This is a genomic window from Lactococcus formosensis (genome assembly GCF_037892375.1).
Taxonomy (GTDB): Bacteria; Bacillota; Bacilli; order Lactobacillales; family Streptococcaceae; genus Lactococcus; species Lactococcus formosensis.
The window spans coordinates 764,482-783,590 of the sequence record NZ_CP141721.1; the positions used below are offsets into that span (position 1 = coordinate 764,482).

The window sequence follows — 19,109 nt, forward strand, 5'->3', positions numbered from 1 at the left end:
CTTCTTTCTATTAATTATCAAACATCATTCTCAGCATAGTCGATATAGGTATCGACATAGTCTAGATAGTCTTTGTTTAACTGGGTCTTCATATCCTGATACTCAGCTTCTGTGTAGTTACGCTCAGCAATTTTAGCACGATAAAAAGGTAAGTTTAATTCTTTTTGAAGTCTTTCTTCAAGCTCTTTACGATTCATAATGATTTCCTTGTATTAGAAAAATTTACTACTAAGAAAATTATATCACAAAATTATCTTTGCACCTTTGAACTGAGATTCTTTCGTATGAAAGTGATAGAATAGGGATATGTCTTTATTAACTTTTACACTCTCTATGCTTGTACTTGGCGTTGTTGCCGGTATTGTAGGAAGCATTTTAGGTCTTGGTGGTGGAATTATTATCACTCCGATTATTACCTCTTTTTTTGGTGTGGATATAAAGTATGCAATCGGTGCAAGTATTGTCGCTGTTATTGCAACGAGTTCAGGTGCCGCCATTTCCTATTTAAAAGATGATCTAGTCAATGTTCGTGTTGCCATGTTCTTGGAAATATTTACTACGATTGGTGGCTTACTAGGAGCATTTTTAGCTGGATTATTTAATGCTGCGGTATTAAATATTCTTTTTGCTTGTTTATTAATTTTTCAAGCCTACAATATGTGGCGCAAGCTACACCAAGGTGAAAAAGTCTTACAAAACGTTACCTCAGACAAGTGGGCAGAAAAGATGAAGCTTAATTCTTCTTACTTTGATAAGCAAACAGGAAAAGAGGTCGCTTATCAAGTGGAAAAAGTCCCAGCTGGTGCATCGATTATGTTTGGGGCAGGAATAGCTTCAGGACTTTTAGGTATCGGTTCGGGGGCGTTTAAGGTTTTGGCCATGGATACAACGATGAAAATGCCACTCAAACCGTCAACCGCAACCTCAAACCTCATGATTGGCGTAACTGCAGCAGCGTCAGCGACAGTTTATTTCTTTAACGGTTATGTTGATCCGTCCTTAGCAGGCCCTTTAGCGATAGGGATTGTAGCAGGGGCAGCCATCGGCTCACGTATTATGCCACATTTACCTGCTCGGACGATTCGTTTGATATTTATTCCTGTAATTGGTCTTATGGCTTTACAAATGATACTTAAAGGACTTGGCTTATGACAGAAGAAAAAGAAAAATTACTTGAAATTGAACTCAGAATAGGAAAAATTTTAAGGACAGGTGTATTTATTAGTTCGGCAATCATCATTATTGGTTTAATGATGTTTGTTTTCACGGGGCATTCTGGTTACCCAGGGACGACTTATCCTCGAGGCTTGTCGGAAATTGCAGAGGGGCTTGTCGCTTTTAAACCCTTCGCTTGGCTTATGACTGGTCTGTTTCTTTTAATCTTAACACCTGTACTTCGTGTGGTTGCTTCTATTTTTGCCTTCGCAAAAGAGGGCGATAAGATGTACGTTATTATTACAATGTTGGTACTTGCAGTCCTGATTTTAGCCATCTTTTTAGGGCATACAGGCGCGTAAGCTATTTCTTGCAAAACACTATTGAAACTGGTATTATAGGTAGTGCTGGGGGAGTGGTGGAATGGCAGACACGCATGCTTCAGGTGCATGTGCTCGTAAGGGCGTGGGGGTTCAAATCCCCTCTCCCCCATAACTAGTTACAATCTCGCTTAGGCGGGATTTTTTTATTTAAGAGGTGAATATATGGCAAGGAGATTGACAAAAGAAGAACTACAGGAGCGTATAGATGAAAACCCCCTCCGCGCATTAGCAAATATAGGAGAGGAAGTTGGCTTAACGCGTATTGGGATTGAAAAATTGCTGAAAAGCTATAAGTTAGAAGATTACCGTAATCAAAAGATAAAAGCCTTACGTCGAACAGTAGCAAGGCAAAGAAGATTGAACAAATAAAGGAGAAATCATGGCAAAAATCGGATTTATCGGTACAGGAGTAATGGGCGCAGCAATGGCAGGGCATTTACTTGATGCAGGCAATGAGCTGTATGTTTATAATAGAACAAAAGCAAAAACTGATTCTTTAGTAGCGCGTGGAGCAACTTACTGCGCGACACCGCAAGAAATTGCAGAAGTAACGGATATTGTTTTTTCTATTGTAGGCTATCCCAAAGATGTTCGCGAAATTTATTTCGGCGAAAAAGGTGTATTTAAGGCAGATGTACAAGGTACGTTTCTAGTAGATATGACAACATCAGAGCCTGCTTTGGCACAAGAGATCTATCAGGCTGCAAAAGAAGCGGGGGCTTCGGCTTTAGATGCTCCAGTATCGGGAGGTGACATTGGGGCGAAGAATGCCAGCTTAACAATTATGGTAGGTGGTGAGGAAGAAGCCTATGCACATCTCTTGCCTTACTTTGAAACTATAGGTAAAACAATTACACGTCAAGGTGCAGCAGGAGCGGGCCAACATACCAAAATGGCGAATCAAATCGCAATTGCGGGAACGATGACTGCAATGACAGAACTAATGGTTTATGCAGATAAAGCTGGTTTAGATGTAGAAAAAGTCCTTCAAACAGTGGGCGGCGGATCGGCTGCTACTTGGTCAATGACCAATTATGCACCACGTATTTTACGTGAGGACTTTAGTGCGGGCTTCTTCGTTAAACATTTTATTAAAGATTTAGGAATTGCTTTAGTTGAGGCTGAAAAAATGGGGATTGAACTTCCTGCCACAGCAGGAGCGAAAAAACTTTATGATCGTTTAGCAGAAGAAGGATATGAAAATGATGGTACCCAAGCGCTGATTAAACTTTGGTGGCCAGAAGGCGTGAGACCGAATAAATAGAAGATATAAATAAAATCCACACAAAATTGTAGTGGATTTTATTTATATCTTCGTTTTTTATCTATTCATAGAGTGAACCTGATAAATGTTTACTGATGATATTATTCGTAGTATCGTCGTAAACGATGATGATTGAGACATAGCCTTCTGCAAGTAACTCTCCTGTACTCCAAGTTGCCACGTGAATAGGGTTAAAATAACCATCAATATCTTCTTTGAGATGAGTAGGCTGACTCCCCACATTCTGGATGACAGTTGTAAAAAGATCTCCCTCACTGTATGTCAAATGCTTGTTGTTTTCTGAAAGATGGGTTTGGGCGACTTGGATTTGATTAAATTTTTCCAAATTCCACCCTTGAAGTTTGGTAATATTGTCGTGAGCAAACTTCTTTTTGTCTGCAAAGCTATATTTTTGTTCTGGAGGAGGAATTGATGGCAGCTCGTCGCTCTTTTGAGTATTTTCGTATTTTTCGTTTTGTATTTCAGTACTAGGGGAAGCGGGTTCTTTTGCTTGCTGCAGATAGAACGGTTATACGTATTTTAATAATGATAGGATAACAATAGCAAAAAGACTTATTGTTATCGAGAAAAATTTTCGATGACGATATTTAGAGTTTGATATTCTGTATTCAGTATGGCAGTAGGCGCAAATAGTTTTACCGTTTAAGTTTATAAAGTCAGAAGCCCCACAATTTTGACAGTTGATAGCTTTCATAGCGTTATTTCTCATTGTAGATTCTCCGATGAACCTTTGCAATAACCTTTAGCCTTCGGTTTTTTAGGTGACGGTATAAGCTCAAAGTTCTTATCCAGATTACTTGCAGACATCCTTACTTCCTTGTGATTATTTTTTTGAGTATTTATGAAAAATCCCAGCTTAATTTTATCAAAAAAGAATAAATCAGCTCAATGTTTTACATTTCAATGACAATCATCTGTAGGAGGTTAATTTTTTTGCACTAACATCTATGAAAAAAATGAGCCAAAGGATTTTGATACTATCCTCAGCTCATTTTTAAAATTATTTTTGTAACTTTGAAAACTTACATTTCCTCTGGTGCTTCCACACCAAGCAGACGCAATGCTTCTTTTAAGACAAGAGAAGTTGCATTAGCAAGCGCTAAACGTGCTTGAAGCCCTTCGTTGTCCTCAAGGATACGTACATGTGCATAATATTTGTTAAAAGCTTGTGCCAAGGAAATTGAGTATTTCGCAATGATAGAAGGCTCATACTTATCGGCAGCACGTTTAACAATGTTACCAAAGTCTTGGAGTAACTTCACAATTTCCCAAGCTTCAGCTGGTGTTTCTTCAACATTGACTGGTTGCGGTACATAGTTTGCTTTACGTAAGATTGAACGGATACGTGCATACGCATATTGTACGTAAGGGCCAGTCTCACCTTCAAATGAAACCATCTCTTCAAGGTTGAAGTCATAACCATTGTTACGGTCTGTTTTTAAGTCGTAGAACTTCACGGCACCAACACCAACTTGTTGTGCGACACGCTCTTTGTTTGGCAAGTCAGGATTTTTCTCGTTGATTTGCTTCAGAGCACGTTCTACCGCTTCGTCAAGTGTTGTCTCTAGTTTAACAACGTGACCTTTACGTGTTGAGAATTTTTTCCCGCCTTGCGTAACCATACCAAAGGACACGTGTGTCATGTTATCTGACCAGTCATAACCGGCTTCCTTGAGTACTGCTTTTAATTGTTTGAAGTGGTTTTGTTGCTCGCCACCAACAACATAAAGTGATTTTACAAAATCAAAAGTTGCTTTACGGTACATTGCTGTTGCCAAGTCACGTGTGATGTACAAGGTTGCACCATCAGTTTTCTTAATCAAAGCAGGATTGAGGTTATACTTTTCGAGGTCGACAACCATCGCACCTTTAGATTCGTGCATTAAGCCTTTTGATTCTAAGTCTTCAACAACGGCATCCATCTTATCAGAGTAGAAAGATTCACCTGTAAAGTGATCAAACTCAATACCTAATTTACCGTAAATACGGTTAAATTCAATCAAGCTGACATCAGAGAACCATTTCCAGATGCGAAGGGCTTCCTCGTCACCTTGTTCCATCTTAAGGAACCAAGCACGACCTTCTTCGTCTACCGCTGGATCTTCTTTAGCTTCGGCATTGATTTGCACATAGAGCTTCAATAACTCATCGATTGGGTTAGCAGTGATTGTTGCTTCATCCCCATATTTTTTATAAGCAGTGATCAAGAGACCAAACTGTTTACCCCAATCTCCCAAGTGATTGATTTTGATCGTGTTGTAACCAATCTTCTCATAAATCTTCGAAAGAGAGTCCCCAATGACTGTTGAGCGCAAATGACCAATAGAAAAAGGCTTGGCAATATTTGGAGCCGACATGTCAATAGGAACATTAGCACCATGACCGATATTTTGGTCGCCATAGTCTTCTTTTTCAGTGATAACTTCATTGATAACTGCTGTGGCAACAGCTTTTTTGTCAAGGAAGAAATTCACGTAAGGACCAGTAGCAACTACTTTATCAAAGCCAGTAGCATCAATGTTCTCAGCGATTTCACCAGCGATGATTTGTGGGGCTTTGCGCAAAGTCTTGGCTAAACTGAAAGCTGGAAATGCGATGTCGCCCATTTCTGATGATTTTGGTTTTTCAAGCAAATTTTCGATTTGTTCGAGTTCAAGCGCACCATCGAGTACGGCGAACAAAGACTTTGCTGCTAATAGTTTTTCATTCATGGAATAATTATACCATAATAGAAATAAAAAAGTATAGTGCTTATTGTGTTAAATTTTAAGCTTTATGAGTGAAGTGAGCCAAATAACTCATAGGATAAAGAGCATTATTTTTCATAAATGTTTTTTTGTGCGATGTGTTGAATTTACGGACTGAAAAAATAATAAAAGATATATTTTGTATTTTTATACATTTTGGATTAGAAGATGGAATGGTTGAAGCAAGGAAGAGGTCTCTTTATCCATTGGTCTTATGAGGATGGGTGCATATATTTTTATCCCAAGAGGGAAAATATGTATAAATAATAAGTTGAGATAATGATAAATGCGCCTTCATTCCTGTATTTTGTTTGTTATTTTTATGCTATAATGAGACTATGAAAAGAGAAGAACGATTAAATTTAATTAAGCAAATTATCTCTGAAAATAAGATTGCGACACAGGAAGAACTTCAGAGTGTCCTAGAATCTAGAGGGGTAAAGATTACTCAGGCGAGTTTGTCACGTGATATTCGTGAGTTGCATATTATCAAAAAACGTGAAGATGGCAAGAGCTTTTATGTTTTTTTGACAGAGCTTAATTCTCCTTCACAATCTTTGTTACAACAATACTTGACTAACTTTGTACTGAAAGTTGATGTAGCTAGTGTTAACGTAGTTGTACATACACACTTAGGAGAGGCAGATCTTTTGGCGAATGCCTTTGATGATGAGCAACGACCAGAAATTTTAGGGACTTTGGCTGGTGCAGATACCTTATTGCTCATCTGCAGGGATGAAGCGACAGCAGAAAGTTTAGCCTTGGAGATTGAAGATGCCTTATAATGCAAGTAAAGAAAAATTGATAGCTCATATTCTTGATTTGGATTATGTTAAGGCCTTTCAAAAAGCAGAAGATGCCTTACAAAAAGAAAAAGAAGTGTTTGAGCAACAAAGTAAAATGAAGGAGCTTCAGAAAGAGGCTGTTCTCTATCAAAAAATAGGCAAGATACAGGCCTTTAAAGAGACATCCAATGCAGCGCAAAGGATACACAAGTCTCTAAAAAATGACCCCTTAGTTGAAGACTATCTTTTAAAAATGCAGCCTGTTGATGCTCTTTTGAACTATGTGACAGGTGAGATAGAAAGTAAAGTTAATGAAGCCTTAGGACATGAAGGATGATAGGAAAAGGATCTTGTGTCCTTTTTGTTTTACCTACAAGGTTGAGCTGGCTTTTTGTATGTTATAATAGAAGCAAAGAATTTTCAATAGAAAGAAGAATTATATGTCTGAAAAAATTTCACCAGGAATGCAGCAATATCTTGATATCAAAGCTGATTATCCAGATGCTTTTTTGCTCTTTCGCATGGGAGATTTTTACGAGCTTTTTTATGAAGATGCAGTGAATGCAGCCCAAATTTTAGAATTATCTCTGACTTCGCGCAATAAGAATGCAGAAAATCCGATTCCGATGGCAGGTGTTCCTCACCATTCAGCAGAGCAATATATCGAACAACTTGTGAATCTGGGCCATAAAGTTGCTGTGGCAGAGCAAATGGAAGATCCTAAAACAGCTGTTGGTATCGTCAAACGCGCCGTCACTCAAGTTATCACACCAGGTACAGCTGTAGATGTGGGCTTAACAACGGAGAATAACTTTTTAGTGGCTCTAGATCAATCCACTGCGACATTTGCTTTGGCTTATATGGATCTATCGACAGGCGAATTCAAAGCAACGCAGTTATCTGATTTTTCATCAGCACTCAGTGAGATATCATCCCTAAAAGCACGTGAAATTGTTGTTGGATATGAGCTATCAGACGGTGATAGACATGTTTTTGAAAAACAGCTGAATGTGATGGTTTCAGAACAATATGATTATGAAGATATTTCATCAACACTTGCTCCCTTGGAGAATCAAGTAGCTTCAAAGCTCCTAGCCTATGTTAATCGCACCCAATTAAGGGATTTGAGTCACTTGCAGGAAGTGGAACATTATGAAATAAAAGATTTTCTGCAAATGGACTTTGCAACGAAGTCTTCTCTAGAGTTAACCGCCAATAAGCGAGAAGGAAAAAAACATGGGACGCTCTATTGGTTGCTTGATGAAACCAAAACAGCTATGGGCACACGTTTACTCCGTAGCTGGGTAGACCGTCCGTTGATTTCTTCCAGTGAAATCAAGAAACGTGCGGATATTGTGCAACTCTTTGTGGATAATTTCTTTGAACGTGCAGATTTGATTGAGGCTCTAAAGGGAGTTTATGACCTTGAACGCTTGGCTTCTCGTGTGTCCTTCGGTAAAGTTCTTCCCGTTGATTATTTACAGTTAGAAAATTCCTTGTCTAATGTCCCAGGCATTAAAAATGTTTTACTGACCATGAACAATGCGGCTCTGGACCCTTTAATCTCTCAACTTGATGAAATTCCGGAACTTATCAGCTTAATACGCCAAGCAATTGATGAATCAGCCCAGCGTGTCATTACTGAAGGAGGAGTCATTAAGACAGGTTATAATGAGCAACTGGATAAATATCGGGAAGCTTTAACAAATGGTACCTCATGGATAGCAGAGTTGGAAGCGAAAGAAAAAGCCAACACAGGAATCCCGACATTAAGAATTGATTTTAACCGCAAAGACGGTTATTATTTCCATATTACGCAGAGTCAGCTTGGCAGTGTTCCTGATCACTTTTATCGTAAGGCAACATTGAAAAATTCTGAACGTTTTGGTTCAAAAGAGTTGGCTGAAATTGAAGAAATTATGCTTGAAGCGCGTGAAAAATCGAGTGTTTTAGAATACGATCTTTTTGCGCAAGTACGTACAGAGACTGAACAATATATCTCGCGCTTGCAGAAATTAGCAAAAGCAATTGCCAGTATTGATTGTTTGCAAAGCCTAGCGACCGTTGCTGAAAAATACCAGTATATCCGTCCAATTTTTACTCCAGAGCGTAAGGTCAACATTATAAAAGGGCGTCATCCTGTGGTTGAGAGTGTTCTCGGAGCTCAAGAATACGTACCAAATGACATTAAGTTACCAGATCAAACTGCAATTCAACTCATCACAGGGCCAAATATGTCTGGTAAATCAACCTACATGCGTCAATTTGCGATGATTGTCATTATGGCACAGTTGGGCTCTTTCGTACCAGCTGAGGTAGCTGAACTTCCAATATTTGATGCGATTTTTACACGCATTGGTGCAAGTGATAATTTAATCTCAGGTGAGTCGACCTTCATGGTTGAGATGATGGAAGCCAATCATGCTATCCAACATGCTACGTCGCATTCTTTAATTATTTTTGATGAACTTGGACGAGGCACTGCAACTTATGATGGAATGGCTCTGGCGCAGTCGATTATTGAGTATATACATGATAATATCCATGCTAAGACGCTCTTTGCGACGCATTACCATGAGTTAACGGAGTTGTCAGACAGTCTTGAAGAGCTAGAAAATGTACACGTTGCTACTTTAGAGAAGGGGGGTAATGTGACCTTCTTGCATAAGATTACGGAAGGTCCAGCAGATAAATCCTATGGTATTCATGTTGCTAAAATTGCAGGACTGCCCTCAAAATTACTTGAACGTGCTGACATTATTCTGCAAAAATTGGAGAATAAGCCGGTGATGAGTAAGGCACCTGAAGTTGAAAAAGAACAATTGAGTCTTTTTGCATTTGAAGACAATCATCAAGAGCTGATTGAAATGTTAAAAGAAACGAATGTCGATAATATGACGGCGCGTGAAGCTTTAAACTTTCTGTGGGAGCTTAAAGATAGACTATAAGATTTGGTTTTTAATAGTAAAATTGTTAGAATAAAGTGAATAAATAAAGAAGTGTTAAAAGGAGAGTCTATGGCGGAAGATAAAGATAAAATCGTAGAAACACCGGAAATCCCCGAAGTTGAAAATATGGAAGAAGGGGCAGCTGACATTGCTCCTGAAATAACAGAAGAAACTCTTGTAGTGGCCGAAACAGAGAGCCCTGAAGATACGCCAGTGGAAGTCATAGAAGCTACAACGGAAGAAAAGACTGAAGTACCTTTTTCTTCAGAAATAAATGATGATTTTATTTCTGAAAAAGAGGTAACAGAAGAACCTAAAGTTTCTCAACATAATTATGCAGACGAGCCTTTTTTGGCAGATAACCGTGTCAAATCAGGCATAAATCCAAAATGGAACTGGGGTGCAATGGCTATGCCTGTCTTCTTTGGTATAGCTAATCGTTCTTATTTAGGTTTACTCAGTTTACTGGTGTTCATTCCCTGGCTTGGCTGGATTTTTGGTATTGTATGGGCTATTGTTTTCGGTATCAATGGGGAACGTTGGGCCCTACAAAATCCAGACAATCACTACCGTGATGAAGAAGAGTTTCGTAAGGTTATGGATGGCTGGAATCGTGCAGGTCTAGTTGCTTTTATCATTGGCGCAATAGTCATCGTACTGCTTTTACTTTTCTTTATGATTCTTGGTGCAGCTATATTTAGTAACATGGATCAGCTTCAGTATTAAAATAGATTGATGAAGTGATAATATGAGAGGCCTCTCCGGTGTATTTCAGGAGAGGTTCTCTTTGTTGTCAAGAAGCTCTTCAGCTTTCAAATTTGTCTCTTGAAAATATGCTATAATAAGTACTGACTATGAAAAAGAGAAACAGTCGCTTGATGCGGAGGTCTGAATAAGTGGGAAAAATAATCGAACTTGATGAATCACTTGCTAATCAGATAGCAGCTGGTGAAGTGGTAGAACGGCCTGCTAGCGTTGTAAAAGAATTAGTAGAAAACTCAATTGATGCTGGTGCGACACGAATCGTTGTAAAAATTCAAGAGAGTGGCTTACGACTCATTGAAGTGATTGACAATGGAACGGGGATTGAAAAAGAAGATGTTGCTAAGTCTTTGAAGCGGCATGCAACCAGTAAAATAAGAAACAAAGCGGATTTGTTTAAAATCCGTACTCTCGGCTTTCGGGGTGAAGCGATGCCTTCGATTGCTTCAGTTAGTGAATTTTCTATTGAGACGAGTGTGACAGATGAAGAGTCAGGCACGCGTTTGATTAGTCATGGTGGAAAAGTGGACACATTAGAAGCAATTGCCCAAAGAGAAGGAACCAAAGTTACTGTACAAAACCTTTTCTACAATACGCCGGCACGCTTAAAATATATTCGCTCTTTGCAAGCGGAACTTAGCCATATCACGGATGTCATTAATCGTCAAAGTATGGCTTACCCTGAGATTTCTTTTACACTGATTAATGAAGGTAGGGAGCTGATGAAGACGGCGGGGAATGGTAACCTACGGCAAGTTATTGCAAGTGTGTATGGCCTTCCGACTGCTAAAAAAATGTTAAAAGTAGAAGCGGAAGATTTAGACTTTACGCTTTCGGGATATGTGAGTCTACCTGAGCTAACACGTGCAAACCGTAATTACATCACTTTGATGATAAATGGACGCTTTATCAAAAATTTCTTGTTGAACCGTGCAATCCTCGAAGGTTATGGAAACCGATTGATGGTAGGGCGTTTCCCTATTGCTGTGCTTTCCATTAAGATTGATCCGCAATTAGCCGATGTTAATGTGCACCCGACGAAACAAGAAGTACGCTTATCAAAAGAGCGTGAACTGATGCGCTTGATTACGGAGGCAATTCAAAGTGTTTTTGTGGAGCAAACTTTAATTCCTGATGCATTGGAAAATCTAAATTCCCGGCGCGCGAAAGTAGAGGAACAACCAGAAGTTATAAGTGGGAGCAAATCAACAAACCTTTATTATGATAAGGTAAGTCAGGATTTCTTTGTTGATAAAATTCAGGTGCATGAGGAGTACAGTATACCTCAGGAGGATGTTGTACCTTCAGAAGAACTCCGCACAGCCTCTATTTTCGAAGAAGTTGTGGTTGAAGAAAAGCAACCGATTGGAAGCTCAAAGATAGTAGAAGAAAAGCAGCCCTTTCCTGACCTGGAATATCTGGCGCAACTGCATGCTACTTACTTGCTTTGTCAAGCGCAGGATGGTCTATATATTATCGATCAGCATGCAGCTCAAGAACGCATAAAATATGAATATTGGCGTGATAAAATCGGTGAAGTCAGCATGGATCAACAGATTTTGCTGGCTCCATACATTTTTAGTCTTCCAAAGAATGATTTTTTGATGCTTTTAGATCGAAAATCGATTTTGGAAGAGGCGGGGGTGTTCCTTGAAGAATATGGAGAAAATCAACTTATTCTGAGAGAACATCCCACTTGGCTTCAAGAAAATGACTTAGAAGAAACAGTTTATGAGATGATTGATGAAATCCTTTTGACAAAAGAGTTCTCGGTCAAAAAATATCGACACGACTTGGCGACAATGGTAGCTTGTAAGAGCTCGATTAAGGCAAATCATCCCCTTGATGCAGAATCAGCGCGAGCATTAGTCAAAGAACTTGCTACCTGTGAGAATCCTTACTCTTGTGCGCATGGACGTCCGACGATTGTCCATTTTAATGGTGGAGATTTAGAAAAAATGTTCCGACGTCGTCAAGAAACTCATCTCTCCAAAGCCGCAAGTTGGAAGAATATAAATTAAAAAATAGGAAAAGAAGAAAAATGACAACTTTATACATGGTAGTCCCTTGTTACAACGAAGAATTGGTACTTGATGAAACATCACGCCGCCTTGAAGAGAAATATGCAGCTTTGAAAAAAGCTGGCAAGATTGATGAAAAAAGCCGTGTTGTTTATGTTAATGATGGTTCGCGAGACAGCACCTGGGAAAAAATTCAAGAAAAACATGCGGCTAATCCGATGTTTAGTGGTATCAATCTCTCACGTAACAGAGGTTACCAAAATGCACTTTTGGCAGGTTTGATGCAAGTTAAAGACTTAGCAGATGCTGTTATTTCGATGGATGCAGACTTGCAGGATGATATCAATGCTATTGATGCGATGCTTGAGGAGTATGAAAAGGGCTACGAAGTAGTTTATGGTGTACGTGATAATCGTGATACTGATACGGCCTTTAAACGTCGTACAGCAATGGCTTTTTATGGCTTGATGAAGAAATTAGGCAGTGAATCTGTGCCCAATTCGGCAGACTTTCGCCTGATGAGCAGTCGCGCCTTAAATGGTTTGGCTGAGTATGAGGAAGTAAATCTCTTTTTACGTGGAATGGTCCCTCTTGTGGGATATAAATCAACCAATGTTTACTATAAACGTGGGGAACGCTTTGCAGGGGAAAGCAAGTATCCCCTCAAAAAGATGGTGAGTTTTGCGATTGATGGCATCACTTCCACTTCAGCAACACCGATGCGTTTTATTTTTTGGACTGGATTGACAATGTTCCTTCTTGCTTTTGTAGCTGGGATTTATGTTGTAGTACGTCACTTCATCGGAGGTTTCCCAACAACTGGATGGGCTTCAATTATGGTTGCCATTATTGGGCTAGGTGGGATTCAGCTTTTAGCTCTCGGGATTATTGGTGAGTATATCGGTAAAATTTTCCTTGAAGTTAAAGCACGTCCACGCTTTATTATCCAAGACTTTATTAACACAGAAGGTGATGAGGAATAATGTACGAATACTTTCAAGGCAAGCTAGTTAAAATTACGCCAACGTATATCGTTGTTGATGTCGCAAATATTGGTTATCTCATCAATGTGGCAAATCCCTATGCTTGGTCTCATATGATGAATCAAGGGATTACAATATATGTGCATCAAGTTATTCGGGAAGATGCGCATAGCTTATACGGCTTTATGGATGATGCAGAGAAAGCTTTGTTTTTACGTTTGATTAGCGTATCAGGCATTGGGCCAAAATCTGCCTTAGCAATCATTGCTGCCGATGATAACGTGGGTCTTGTGCATGCGATTGACAATAGTGATATCAAGTACTTGACAAAATTTCCAGGTGTCGGTAAAAAAACAGCGATGCAGATGGTTCTGGATTTAGCTGGTAAGTTTGATGCTACAGCTTCAGCTGAAATGGTCAAAACCACTGCTAAAAATGAAAATCTAGCCCTTATTGAAGCGATTGAAGCTTTGCAAGCCCTAGGCTATAAAGCAACTGAACTTAAGAAAATTCAGAAGAAACTTGAAGCTGAAACTGGATTGACAAGTGAAGAGTATATCAAAGCTGCCCTCAAATTAATGATGAAATAAAATCCGTACGCTACGGATTTTTGTTATAATAAAAATAATGAACGAAAACTTATCTGCAACACCACTTGAAGATGAAATGATGGTTGAGAAGTCTTTAAGGCCTCAATTTTTCAATCAATACATCGGTCAAGACAAGGTTAAAGAACAACTTGAAATATTTATCAAAGCAGCAAGACTACGTGAAGAAGTACTGGATCACGTGCTTCTTTTTGGTCCTCCGGGTCTGGGGAAAACAACCATGGCCTTTGTTATTTCGAATGAGCTAGGGGTAAACATCAAACAAACGTCTGGTCCAGCAATTGAAAAGCCGGGAGATTTGGTTGCTATCTTGAATGAACTTGAGCCAGGAGATGTTCTTTTCATTGATGAAATCCATCGCATGCCTATGCAGGTAGAAGAGGTTCTTTATTCAGCTATGGAGGACTTCTATATTGATATTATGCTGGGGTCTGGCGATGGTAGTCGCTCGGTGCACTTGGACTTGCCGCCTTTTACTTTAGTGGGCGCAACAACACGTGCTGGAATGCTTTCAAATCCACTACGTGCGCGATTTGGAATTTCAGCCCATATGGAATATTATACTGAGCGGGACTTGGAGGAAATTGTTAAGCGTACAGCAGATATATTTGAAGTAGAGATTGTGGACCAAGGTGCACTTGAGATTGCATTACGGAGCCGAGGTACACCGCGTATCGCCAATCGTTTACTGAAGCGTGTTCGAGATTTTGCGCAAATTATGGGTGATGGTCGTGTGGATAAAGAAATCACAGATAAAGCACTTCAGATTTTGGATGTTGACAATGCGGGTCTTGACTATATTGACCAAAAAATTCTACGTACAATGATTGAAATGTATAATGGAGGACCTGTAGGTTTAGGGACATTAGCTGTTAATATAGCAGAAGACCAAGAGACTGTTGAAGATATGTATGAACCTTATCTGATTCAAAAGGGCTTTATCATTAGAACGAAACAAGGGCGTAAAGCGACGCCTAAAGCCTATGAACATCTAGGTTATCCTTATCAAGAAAAATAAAAATACTCTATATGGAGTATTTTTTATTTTTTCTTTCAGGACATGTTCAAATAAATTTACCTTATATAGTAATTTTTATGCTCATAGCTATGCTATAATGAAGATATGGAAAAAATAGTATTCGTCTGCTTAGGTAATATTTGTCGAAGCCCCATGGCTGAGTTTGTCATGAAAGATTTAGCTGAAAAAAAGGGGAAAAGTTTCGAAGTGGAAAGTAGAGCCACATCGAGTTGGGAACATGGTAATCCAATCCATCCAGGGACACGCTCTCTTTTAACTGAACATGGCATTGCATTTGATTCGGCTAAAGGAAGTCAACAGATTTCACAAGAGGATTTTCAATATTTTGATAAAATTATTGCAATGGATGCATCAAATAAAGAAAATTTAGAAAAAATGGCACCTGCAGATCAAAAAAATAAAATAAAAATGCTCTTGAATAAATCAGTTCCTGACCCTTGGTATACGGGGGATTTCGAAGAAACTTACCGCTTGGTAAAAGAAGGCTGTTTAAAAATTTTAGAAAATAACAGCAATTGATGTTATATAATGTGACATAAACCTTTGACAAGAAATGAAACTAGGTTTATAATATGGCCATAGAGTTGAAGTTGAGGAGATGACGGGTGAAAGAACGTGAATTGAGACACTCCCTAGCAGTGCTACCTATTGGTACTGTTATGAAACTAACAGGATTGAGTGCAAGACAAATTCGCTATTATGAGGAACAAGGCTTACTTTTTCCAGAACGCAATGAAGGTAACCGCCGAATGTATTCTCTTAATGATATTGAGATCGTTTTTGATATTGCTGATTTACTTTCAGAGGGTAATAATATTGCCGACATTAAGCGTATCTATGCTCAAAGACAGAAAAAAGCAATGAAAAACCTCTCTATTAGTGAAGTACACCTTGCCTTAGAACGTGAATTTGCACAGCAAGGACGTTTCGGACATCCGACATCAACTCATTTTAACCAGCCGCGTATGTAAGAAAAACTTACATGCAAGATATCGAATCATCGTTTATTCTTAAAAGGAGCCGTATTATGGGAATCACAGCAGCAAACATCCGTCGTGATGTCAAAGAAAAAAATATCAAGTTCTTACGCCTGATGTTTACCGACATTTTAGGAACGCTTAAAAACGTAGAAGTTCCAGCAACTGATGAACAGTTAGACAAACTTTTTGACAACAAGATGATGTTTGATGGCAGTTCAATTGAAGGTTTTGTCCGTATTAATGAATCAGATATGTACCTCTATCCAGATTGGGACACATGGATTATCTTCCCTTGGGGAGACGAATACGGAAAAGTAGCCGGCGTTATCTGTGACGTATATACGGCAGAAGGACAACCTTTTCCGGGAGATCCACGTGGCGTATTGAAACGTAATCTGAAAAATATGGAAAAATTAGGCTTCAAAAAATTCAATCTTGGTCCAGAGCCTGAGTTTTTCCTCTTCAAGCTTGATGAAAATCAAGAACCAACCTTGGAAGTAAACGATAAAGGTGGATATTTTGATCTTGCACCAACTGATTTGGCGGGGAATACACGTCGCGAAATCGTTAATGTCCTTACCGATCTTGGTTTTGAAGTAGAAGCAAGTGACCATGAAGTAGCCGTTGGGCAACATGAGATTGACTTCAAGTATACAGATGCATTGAAAGCTTGCGACAATATTCAAATCTTTAAACTTGTAGTGAAAACAATCGCACGTAAACATGGTTTACACGCAACCTTTATGGCTAAACCTAAGTTTGGTATTAATGGATCTGGTATGCACTGTAATATGTCGCTCTTTACAGAAGATGGTAGAAATGCCTTCTACGATGAAGCGGGTGACATGGGACTCTCGGAAGCTGCCAACTACTTTATTGGTGGCTTGCTCCAACATGCTTATAACTACACAGCTATTACTAATCCAACAGTCAACAGTTACAAGCGTTTGGTACCTGGATATGAAGCTCCAGTTTACATTGCCTGGGCCGGACGTAACCGCTGACCGCTGATTCGCGTACCAGCATCTCGTGGAATGTCTACACGTGTGGAACTTCGCTCAGTAGATCCGTCAGCCAATCCTTACTTGACAATGGCTGTTCTCCTTGCATCAGGACTTGATGGGATTGAAAATAAAATTGCTGCGCCAGAAGCTGTTGAAGCGAATATTTATGTAATGACCGAAAGTGAACGTAAAGCGCATGGTATTACAGACTTGCCTTCGACTTTGCACAATGCTGTAAAAGCATTACGTGAAGATGAAGTAGTGACAGCTGCTTTGGGTGAACATGTTTTGGTTAACTTTGTTGAAGCTAAGAAAATCGAGTGGGCGAGCTATGCACAATTTGTCAGCCAATGGGAAATCGATAACTATTTAGAACTTTATTAAAAGCGAGAAGCATCCTTGAGATGCTTTTTTTGAATTTTTATACTAAAAAGACTAAACTAGAGATATGGATATAAAAGAAGATTTAAAAAATATTATAGATAAAATAGACTATGGACAGGTTGCCAAACTTGCGATGTTGGAGAGAGGAGCCTATGCAGTATCTGGACCGCAGGAATCAGCTTCTGATGGTGTATTGTTTGAGGACTTTGCTTCCAAATATTTGTCTGCGAAGGAAGATTTGACTGTCGTTAATCGCCAAGACCCAGAATCAGCACTACAACAAGAAGATTTTAAGGCGTTGCTTGCCCAAATGAAAGCCCCTCAACATATCATTTTTGTAGAGTGTCTTGAATTAGGAACGACAGAAATTAAAGGTTTTTTGAATGCACTGCTTTCCTCGGATTTAATCAAAAGCAGCAAAGTTATTCTCTTGGATTTGCCACAATTAGAATATATGGCCTTGCGTTCAAGTATGAAAGGAAAAATCGCTATTTAATGCGATTTTTTTCTTGATATTCTCGGGAATGTTTCATGATTTCTTTATAGATAGCTTGGACAGCGGACGTATATTGTGGATCCTCGGTCCTTTTTTTTATCTTTTCGAGGATAAATGCTTCTCGGCCAGAGTCATAGACATCTCTATTTTCTTCTGCCTTAGCGATGATGACCTCTTCAACTAAGGTCATGCGTCTTATTAATAGGTCAATCATTTGATCATCGAGTGCGTCAATTTCTTTACGAATTTTTTCTAAAGTCATATTTTTATTATGACACAAAAGCCTATAGAGGACAATGTTTAGATAAAAAAGTTAGAGAAAATCAAAGGAAAAGAGATTTCAAAAAGAAAATAAAAGAGAATTTAACCCCATGTATTGACTCTATTGCGGGTTAAGTTTATAATTATAAGATGAATAAAAGCGAAAAAATTGAAGGATATGAACTCCTTAATCTACAACTGAAAGGTTTACTTTCAGCACAAAACTATACATTGTCAAATCTCTCCAACGCATCAGCCCTTCTCAATGACTTCTTACCTAATCAAGTCTTTGTAGGATTTTATTTGTACAATGGCGAACAACTTATTTTGGGTCCTTTTCAAGGCGGTGTTTCTTGTGTCGAAATAAAATTAGGCGCAGGCGTATGTGGAGAAGCCGCAGAAAAACGCCAAACATTGATTGTTGACAATGTTAAAGAACATAAAAACTATATTTCTTGTGACAGCCGAGCACTGTCAGAAATTGTAGTACCGATTATTAAAGACGGTGAATTAAAAGGAGTTTTAGATTTGGATGCTTCAGAAACTTCCTTTTATGATGATGTCGATCAAAAATATCTCGAAGAATTCTGCCAGATTTTATCAGACATGACGGATTGGAAATTTTTTTGAGTGAGGTAAACAATGAAAGAAACAGTAAATAACTTTATAGCAGATAAATTTGGTACTCGTGAGGCAATACCTGTAGGTTTTAATGCTTTGGCTCAGCCTAAAGCATTTGCTCAAGACTTGGGGAACTTTGTGTATCAGTTGCACCAATTAGAAGCAACGGGAACGGAACAACCATCCTTAATGTTGCCAATCATTGAAGCTGAATTTTTGACACTGTTGGATCAAATGAAAAGAATTGCGCCTGTAGAAGGACTGCGCTTATACTGGGATAAAGCCTCAAAAAATCCATGGACGAAGCCTGCAGTTGTTTTACATGGGAGTTTGAACTTGGACACCGTGTGGACGACGTCTGATAAATTTTCGGGAGTGGCTGAGGCAGCCTCTTCCTTAGTTGGTGATCCTGCTTGTGATTTGACTATCGCATGGGAAATATTTGATGAGAAGCAAAGAAAGATATTTTTCTCTGCTGCTGAAGCTGATAAGGCAACAGTCATCCGTGCTCGCGTATGGGCTCTTTATAAGGCAATGAAAAATTATAATGCTACCGATATTGATCAGTCCATACTGGCACGTGATGTTCTTTTCCGAATCAATGAAGAGCTCGGTCTTGGCGCAGAGCCAGACCTTTATTAGAAGGA

General features: G+C 39.1%; 22 protein-coding genes, 1 tRNA gene and 1 pseudogene. 19 read left to right on the forward strand and 5 right to left on the reverse strand.

Going from position 1 to position 19,109, the window contains the following annotated elements; translation table 11 throughout:
- Positions 1-17: 17 nt before the first annotated feature.
- On the reverse strand, positions 18-197 hold the full coding sequence (locus VNN39_RS03755) for a hypothetical protein (protein WP_165712325.1): 180 nt from the start codon (positions 195-197) through the stop codon (positions 18-20).
- A gap of 109 nt (positions 198-306) precedes the next feature.
- On the opposite strand from VNN39_RS03755, the gene VNN39_RS03760 reads away from it, so the two are divergent.
- The 5 genes from VNN39_RS03760 to VNN39_RS03780 all read left to right on the forward strand — a co-directional run bounded on the left by VNN39_RS03760 (position 307) and on the right by VNN39_RS03780 (position 2,802).
- The gene (locus VNN39_RS03760; protein WP_165712323.1) at positions 307-1,152 is read left to right on the forward strand and encodes a sulfite exporter TauE/SafE family protein; all 846 of its coding nucleotides are present in this window, start codon (positions 307-309) and stop codon (positions 1,150-1,152) included.
- Positions 1,149-1,517: a DUF1634 domain-containing protein gene (locus tag VNN39_RS03765; protein WP_096368927.1), complete on the forward strand. Its 369-nt coding sequence runs from the start codon at positions 1,149-1,151 to the stop codon at positions 1,515-1,517. The genes VNN39_RS03760 and VNN39_RS03765 overlap by 4 nt, the downstream gene beginning before the upstream one ends.
- 47 nt (positions 1,518-1,564) lie before the next feature.
- Positions 1,565-1,647: transfer RNA gene (locus VNN39_RS03770), tRNA-Leu, on the forward strand.
- 53 nt (positions 1,648-1,700) lie between these two features.
- Positions 1,701-1,907, forward strand: coding sequence for a hypothetical protein (locus tag VNN39_RS03775; RefSeq protein WP_165713981.1), 207 nt, complete (start codon positions 1,701-1,703; stop codon positions 1,905-1,907).
- A 10-nt stretch (positions 1,908-1,917) separates the two neighbouring features.
- The gene (locus tag VNN39_RS03780) at positions 1,918-2,802 is read left to right on the forward strand and encodes an NAD(P)-dependent oxidoreductase (protein WP_165713983.1); all 885 of its coding nucleotides are present in this window, start codon (positions 1,918-1,920) and stop codon (positions 2,800-2,802) included.
- Between the two features lie 61 nt (positions 2,803-2,863).
- On the opposite strand, the gene VNN39_RS03785 is transcribed toward VNN39_RS03780, so the two are convergent.
- The 3 genes from VNN39_RS03785 to argS all read right to left on the reverse strand — a co-directional run bounded on the left by VNN39_RS03785 (position 2,864) and on the right by argS (position 5,534).
- Positions 2,864-3,148, reverse strand: a complete 285-nt coding sequence (locus VNN39_RS03785; protein WP_165712318.1) for a hypothetical protein — start codon at positions 3,146-3,148, stop codon at positions 2,864-2,866.
- A gap of 183 nt (positions 3,149-3,331) precedes the next feature.
- Positions 3,332-3,532: a TFIIB-type zinc finger domain-containing protein gene (locus VNN39_RS10095; protein WP_422393572.1), complete on the reverse strand. Its 201-nt coding sequence runs from the start codon at positions 3,530-3,532 to the stop codon at positions 3,332-3,334.
- Positions 3,533-3,845: 313 nt separating this feature from the next.
- On the reverse strand, positions 3,846-5,534 hold the full coding sequence (gene argS / locus VNN39_RS03790; RefSeq protein WP_165712317.1) for an arginine--tRNA ligase: 1,689 nt from the start codon (positions 5,532-5,534) through the stop codon (positions 3,846-3,848).
- 374 nt (positions 5,535-5,908) lie between these two features.
- Here argS and argR point away from each other — a divergent pair, with 374 nt between their 5' ends.
- The 12 genes and pseudogenes from argR to VNN39_RS03850 all read left to right on the forward strand — a co-directional run bounded on the left by argR (position 5,909) and on the right by VNN39_RS03850 (position 17,580).
- Complete coding sequence (gene argR, locus VNN39_RS03795; RefSeq protein WP_017369538.1) at positions 5,909-6,355, forward strand: arginine repressor; 447 nt, start codon at positions 5,909-5,911, stop codon at positions 6,353-6,355.
- Positions 6,345-6,692, forward strand: a complete 348-nt coding sequence (locus tag VNN39_RS03800) for a YlbF family regulator (protein WP_017369537.1) — start codon at positions 6,345-6,347, stop codon at positions 6,690-6,692. Before argR ends, VNN39_RS03800 begins: the two co-directional genes overlap by 11 nt.
- Positions 6,693-6,795: 103 nt before the next feature.
- Positions 6,796-9,303: a DNA mismatch repair protein MutS gene (gene mutS / locus VNN39_RS03805; protein ID WP_339007242.1), complete on the forward strand. Its 2,508-nt coding sequence runs from the start codon at positions 6,796-6,798 to the stop codon at positions 9,301-9,303.
- Between the two features lie 69 nt (positions 9,304-9,372).
- Positions 9,373-10,029, forward strand: a complete 657-nt coding sequence (locus VNN39_RS03810) for a hypothetical protein (RefSeq protein ID WP_338997884.1) — start codon at positions 9,373-9,375, stop codon at positions 10,027-10,029.
- A 170-nt stretch (positions 10,030-10,199) separates the two neighbouring features.
- The gene (gene mutL / locus VNN39_RS03815) at positions 10,200-12,086 is read left to right on the forward strand and encodes a DNA mismatch repair endonuclease MutL (RefSeq protein WP_338997885.1); all 1,887 of its coding nucleotides are present in this window, start codon (positions 10,200-10,202) and stop codon (positions 12,084-12,086) included.
- Positions 12,087-12,106: 20 nt separating this feature from the next.
- A complete protein-coding gene (locus VNN39_RS03820) occupies positions 12,107-13,069 on the forward strand; it encodes a glycosyltransferase (RefSeq protein WP_338997886.1) in 963 nt (320 codons plus the stop codon).
- A complete protein-coding gene (ruvA, locus tag VNN39_RS03825; protein WP_338997887.1) occupies positions 13,069-13,659 on the forward strand; it encodes a Holliday junction branch migration protein RuvA in 591 nt (196 codons plus the stop codon). The genes VNN39_RS03820 and ruvA overlap by 1 nt, the downstream gene beginning before the upstream one ends.
- Before the next feature lie 37 nt (positions 13,660-13,696).
- Positions 13,697-14,695: a Holliday junction branch migration DNA helicase RuvB gene (gene ruvB / locus VNN39_RS03830; RefSeq protein WP_017369531.1), complete on the forward strand. Its 999-nt coding sequence runs from the start codon at positions 13,697-13,699 to the stop codon at positions 14,693-14,695.
- A gap of 105 nt (positions 14,696-14,800) precedes the next feature.
- Complete coding sequence (locus tag VNN39_RS03835; protein WP_165713992.1) at positions 14,801-15,235, forward strand: low molecular weight protein-tyrosine-phosphatase; 435 nt, start codon at positions 14,801-14,803, stop codon at positions 15,233-15,235.
- A gap of 86 nt (positions 15,236-15,321) precedes the next feature.
- On the forward strand, positions 15,322-15,687 hold the full coding sequence (locus VNN39_RS03840) for a MerR family transcriptional regulator (protein WP_003133119.1): 366 nt from the start codon (positions 15,322-15,324) through the stop codon (positions 15,685-15,687).
- 56 nt (positions 15,688-15,743) lie between these two features.
- Positions 15,744-17,084 (forward strand): annotated as a pseudogene (gene glnA / locus VNN39_RS03845) (type I glutamate--ammonia ligase).
- Positions 17,085-17,148: 64 nt separating this feature from the next.
- Positions 17,149-17,580, forward strand: a complete 432-nt coding sequence (locus VNN39_RS03850) for a hypothetical protein (protein WP_213496963.1) — start codon at positions 17,149-17,151, stop codon at positions 17,578-17,580.
- Here VNN39_RS03850 and VNN39_RS03855 read toward each other — a convergent pair.
- Positions 17,573-17,842: a chorismate mutase gene (locus VNN39_RS03855; protein WP_165712297.1), complete on the reverse strand. Its 270-nt coding sequence runs from the start codon at positions 17,840-17,842 to the stop codon at positions 17,573-17,575. The two genes, VNN39_RS03850 and VNN39_RS03855, sit on opposite strands and share 8 nt — an antisense overlap.
- Before the next feature lie 149 nt (positions 17,843-17,991).
- Between VNN39_RS03855 and VNN39_RS03860 the strand changes: the two genes are divergently transcribed.
- A complete protein-coding gene (locus VNN39_RS03860; RefSeq protein ID WP_096368941.1) occupies positions 17,992-18,471 on the forward strand; it encodes a GAF domain-containing protein in 480 nt (159 codons plus the stop codon).
- A 12-nt stretch (positions 18,472-18,483) separates the two neighbouring features.
- Complete coding sequence (locus VNN39_RS03865) at positions 18,484-19,104, forward strand: hypothetical protein (RefSeq protein ID WP_338997890.1); 621 nt, start codon at positions 18,484-18,486, stop codon at positions 19,102-19,104.
- Positions 19,105-19,109: the final 5 nt, after the last annotated feature.

What these genes read in the sequence shown, in the direction of transcription:
- VNN39_RS03820 (WP_338997886.1), top strand. Translation starts at nt 12,107, where the DNA reads ATGACAACTTTATACATGGTAGTCCCTTGTTACAACGAAGAATTGGTA.
- ruvB (WP_017369531.1), top strand. Translation starts at nt 13,697, where the DNA reads ATGAACGAAAACTTATCTGCAACACCACTTGAAGATGAAATGATGGTT.
- VNN39_RS03850 (WP_213496963.1), top strand. Translation starts at nt 17,149, where the DNA reads ATGGATATAAAAGAAGATTTAAAAAATATTATAGATAAAATAGACTAT.
- VNN39_RS03800 (WP_017369537.1), top strand. Translation starts at nt 6,345, where the DNA reads ATGCCTTATAATGCAAGTAAAGAAAAATTGATAGCTCATATTCTTGAT.
- ruvA (WP_338997887.1), top strand. Translation starts at nt 13,069, where the DNA reads ATGTACGAATACTTTCAAGGCAAGCTAGTTAAAATTACGCCAACGTAT.
- argS (WP_165712317.1), bottom strand. Translation starts at nt 5,534, where the DNA reads ATGAATGAAAAACTATTAGCAGCAAAGTCTTTGTTCGCCGTACTCGAT.
- VNN39_RS03810 (WP_338997884.1), top strand. Translation starts at nt 9,373, where the DNA reads ATGGCGGAAGATAAAGATAAAATCGTAGAAACACCGGAAATCCCCGAA.
- VNN39_RS03760 (WP_165712323.1), top strand. Translation starts at nt 307, where the DNA reads ATGTCTTTATTAACTTTTACACTCTCTATGCTTGTACTTGGCGTTGTT.
- VNN39_RS10095 (WP_422393572.1), bottom strand. Translation starts at nt 3,532, where the DNA reads ATGAGAAATAACGCTATGAAAGCTATCAACTGTCAAAATTGTGGGGCT.
- VNN39_RS03780 (WP_165713983.1), top strand. Translation starts at nt 1,918, where the DNA reads ATGGCAAAAATCGGATTTATCGGTACAGGAGTAATGGGCGCAGCAATG.
- VNN39_RS03755 (WP_165712325.1), bottom strand. Translation starts at nt 197, where the DNA reads ATGAATCGTAAAGAGCTTGAAGAAAGACTTCAAAAAGAATTAAACTTA.
- VNN39_RS03855 (WP_165712297.1), bottom strand. Translation starts at nt 17,842, where the DNA reads ATGACTTTAGAAAAAATTCGTAAAGAAATTGACGCACTCGATGATCAA.
- VNN39_RS03860 (WP_096368941.1), top strand. Translation starts at nt 17,992, where the DNA reads ATGAATAAAAGCGAAAAAATTGAAGGATATGAACTCCTTAATCTACAA.
- mutS (WP_339007242.1), top strand. Translation starts at nt 6,796, where the DNA reads ATGTCTGAAAAAATTTCACCAGGAATGCAGCAATATCTTGATATCAAA.
- VNN39_RS03765 (WP_096368927.1), top strand. Translation starts at nt 1,149, where the DNA reads ATGACAGAAGAAAAAGAAAAATTACTTGAAATTGAACTCAGAATAGGA.
- VNN39_RS03775 (WP_165713981.1), top strand. Translation starts at nt 1,701, where the DNA reads ATGGCAAGGAGATTGACAAAAGAAGAACTACAGGAGCGTATAGATGAA.
- VNN39_RS03865 (WP_338997890.1), top strand. Translation starts at nt 18,484, where the DNA reads ATGAAAGAAACAGTAAATAACTTTATAGCAGATAAATTTGGTACTCGT.
- VNN39_RS03835 (WP_165713992.1), top strand. Translation starts at nt 14,801, where the DNA reads ATGGAAAAAATAGTATTCGTCTGCTTAGGTAATATTTGTCGAAGCCCC.
- argR (WP_017369538.1), top strand. Translation starts at nt 5,909, where the DNA reads ATGAAAAGAGAAGAACGATTAAATTTAATTAAGCAAATTATCTCTGAA.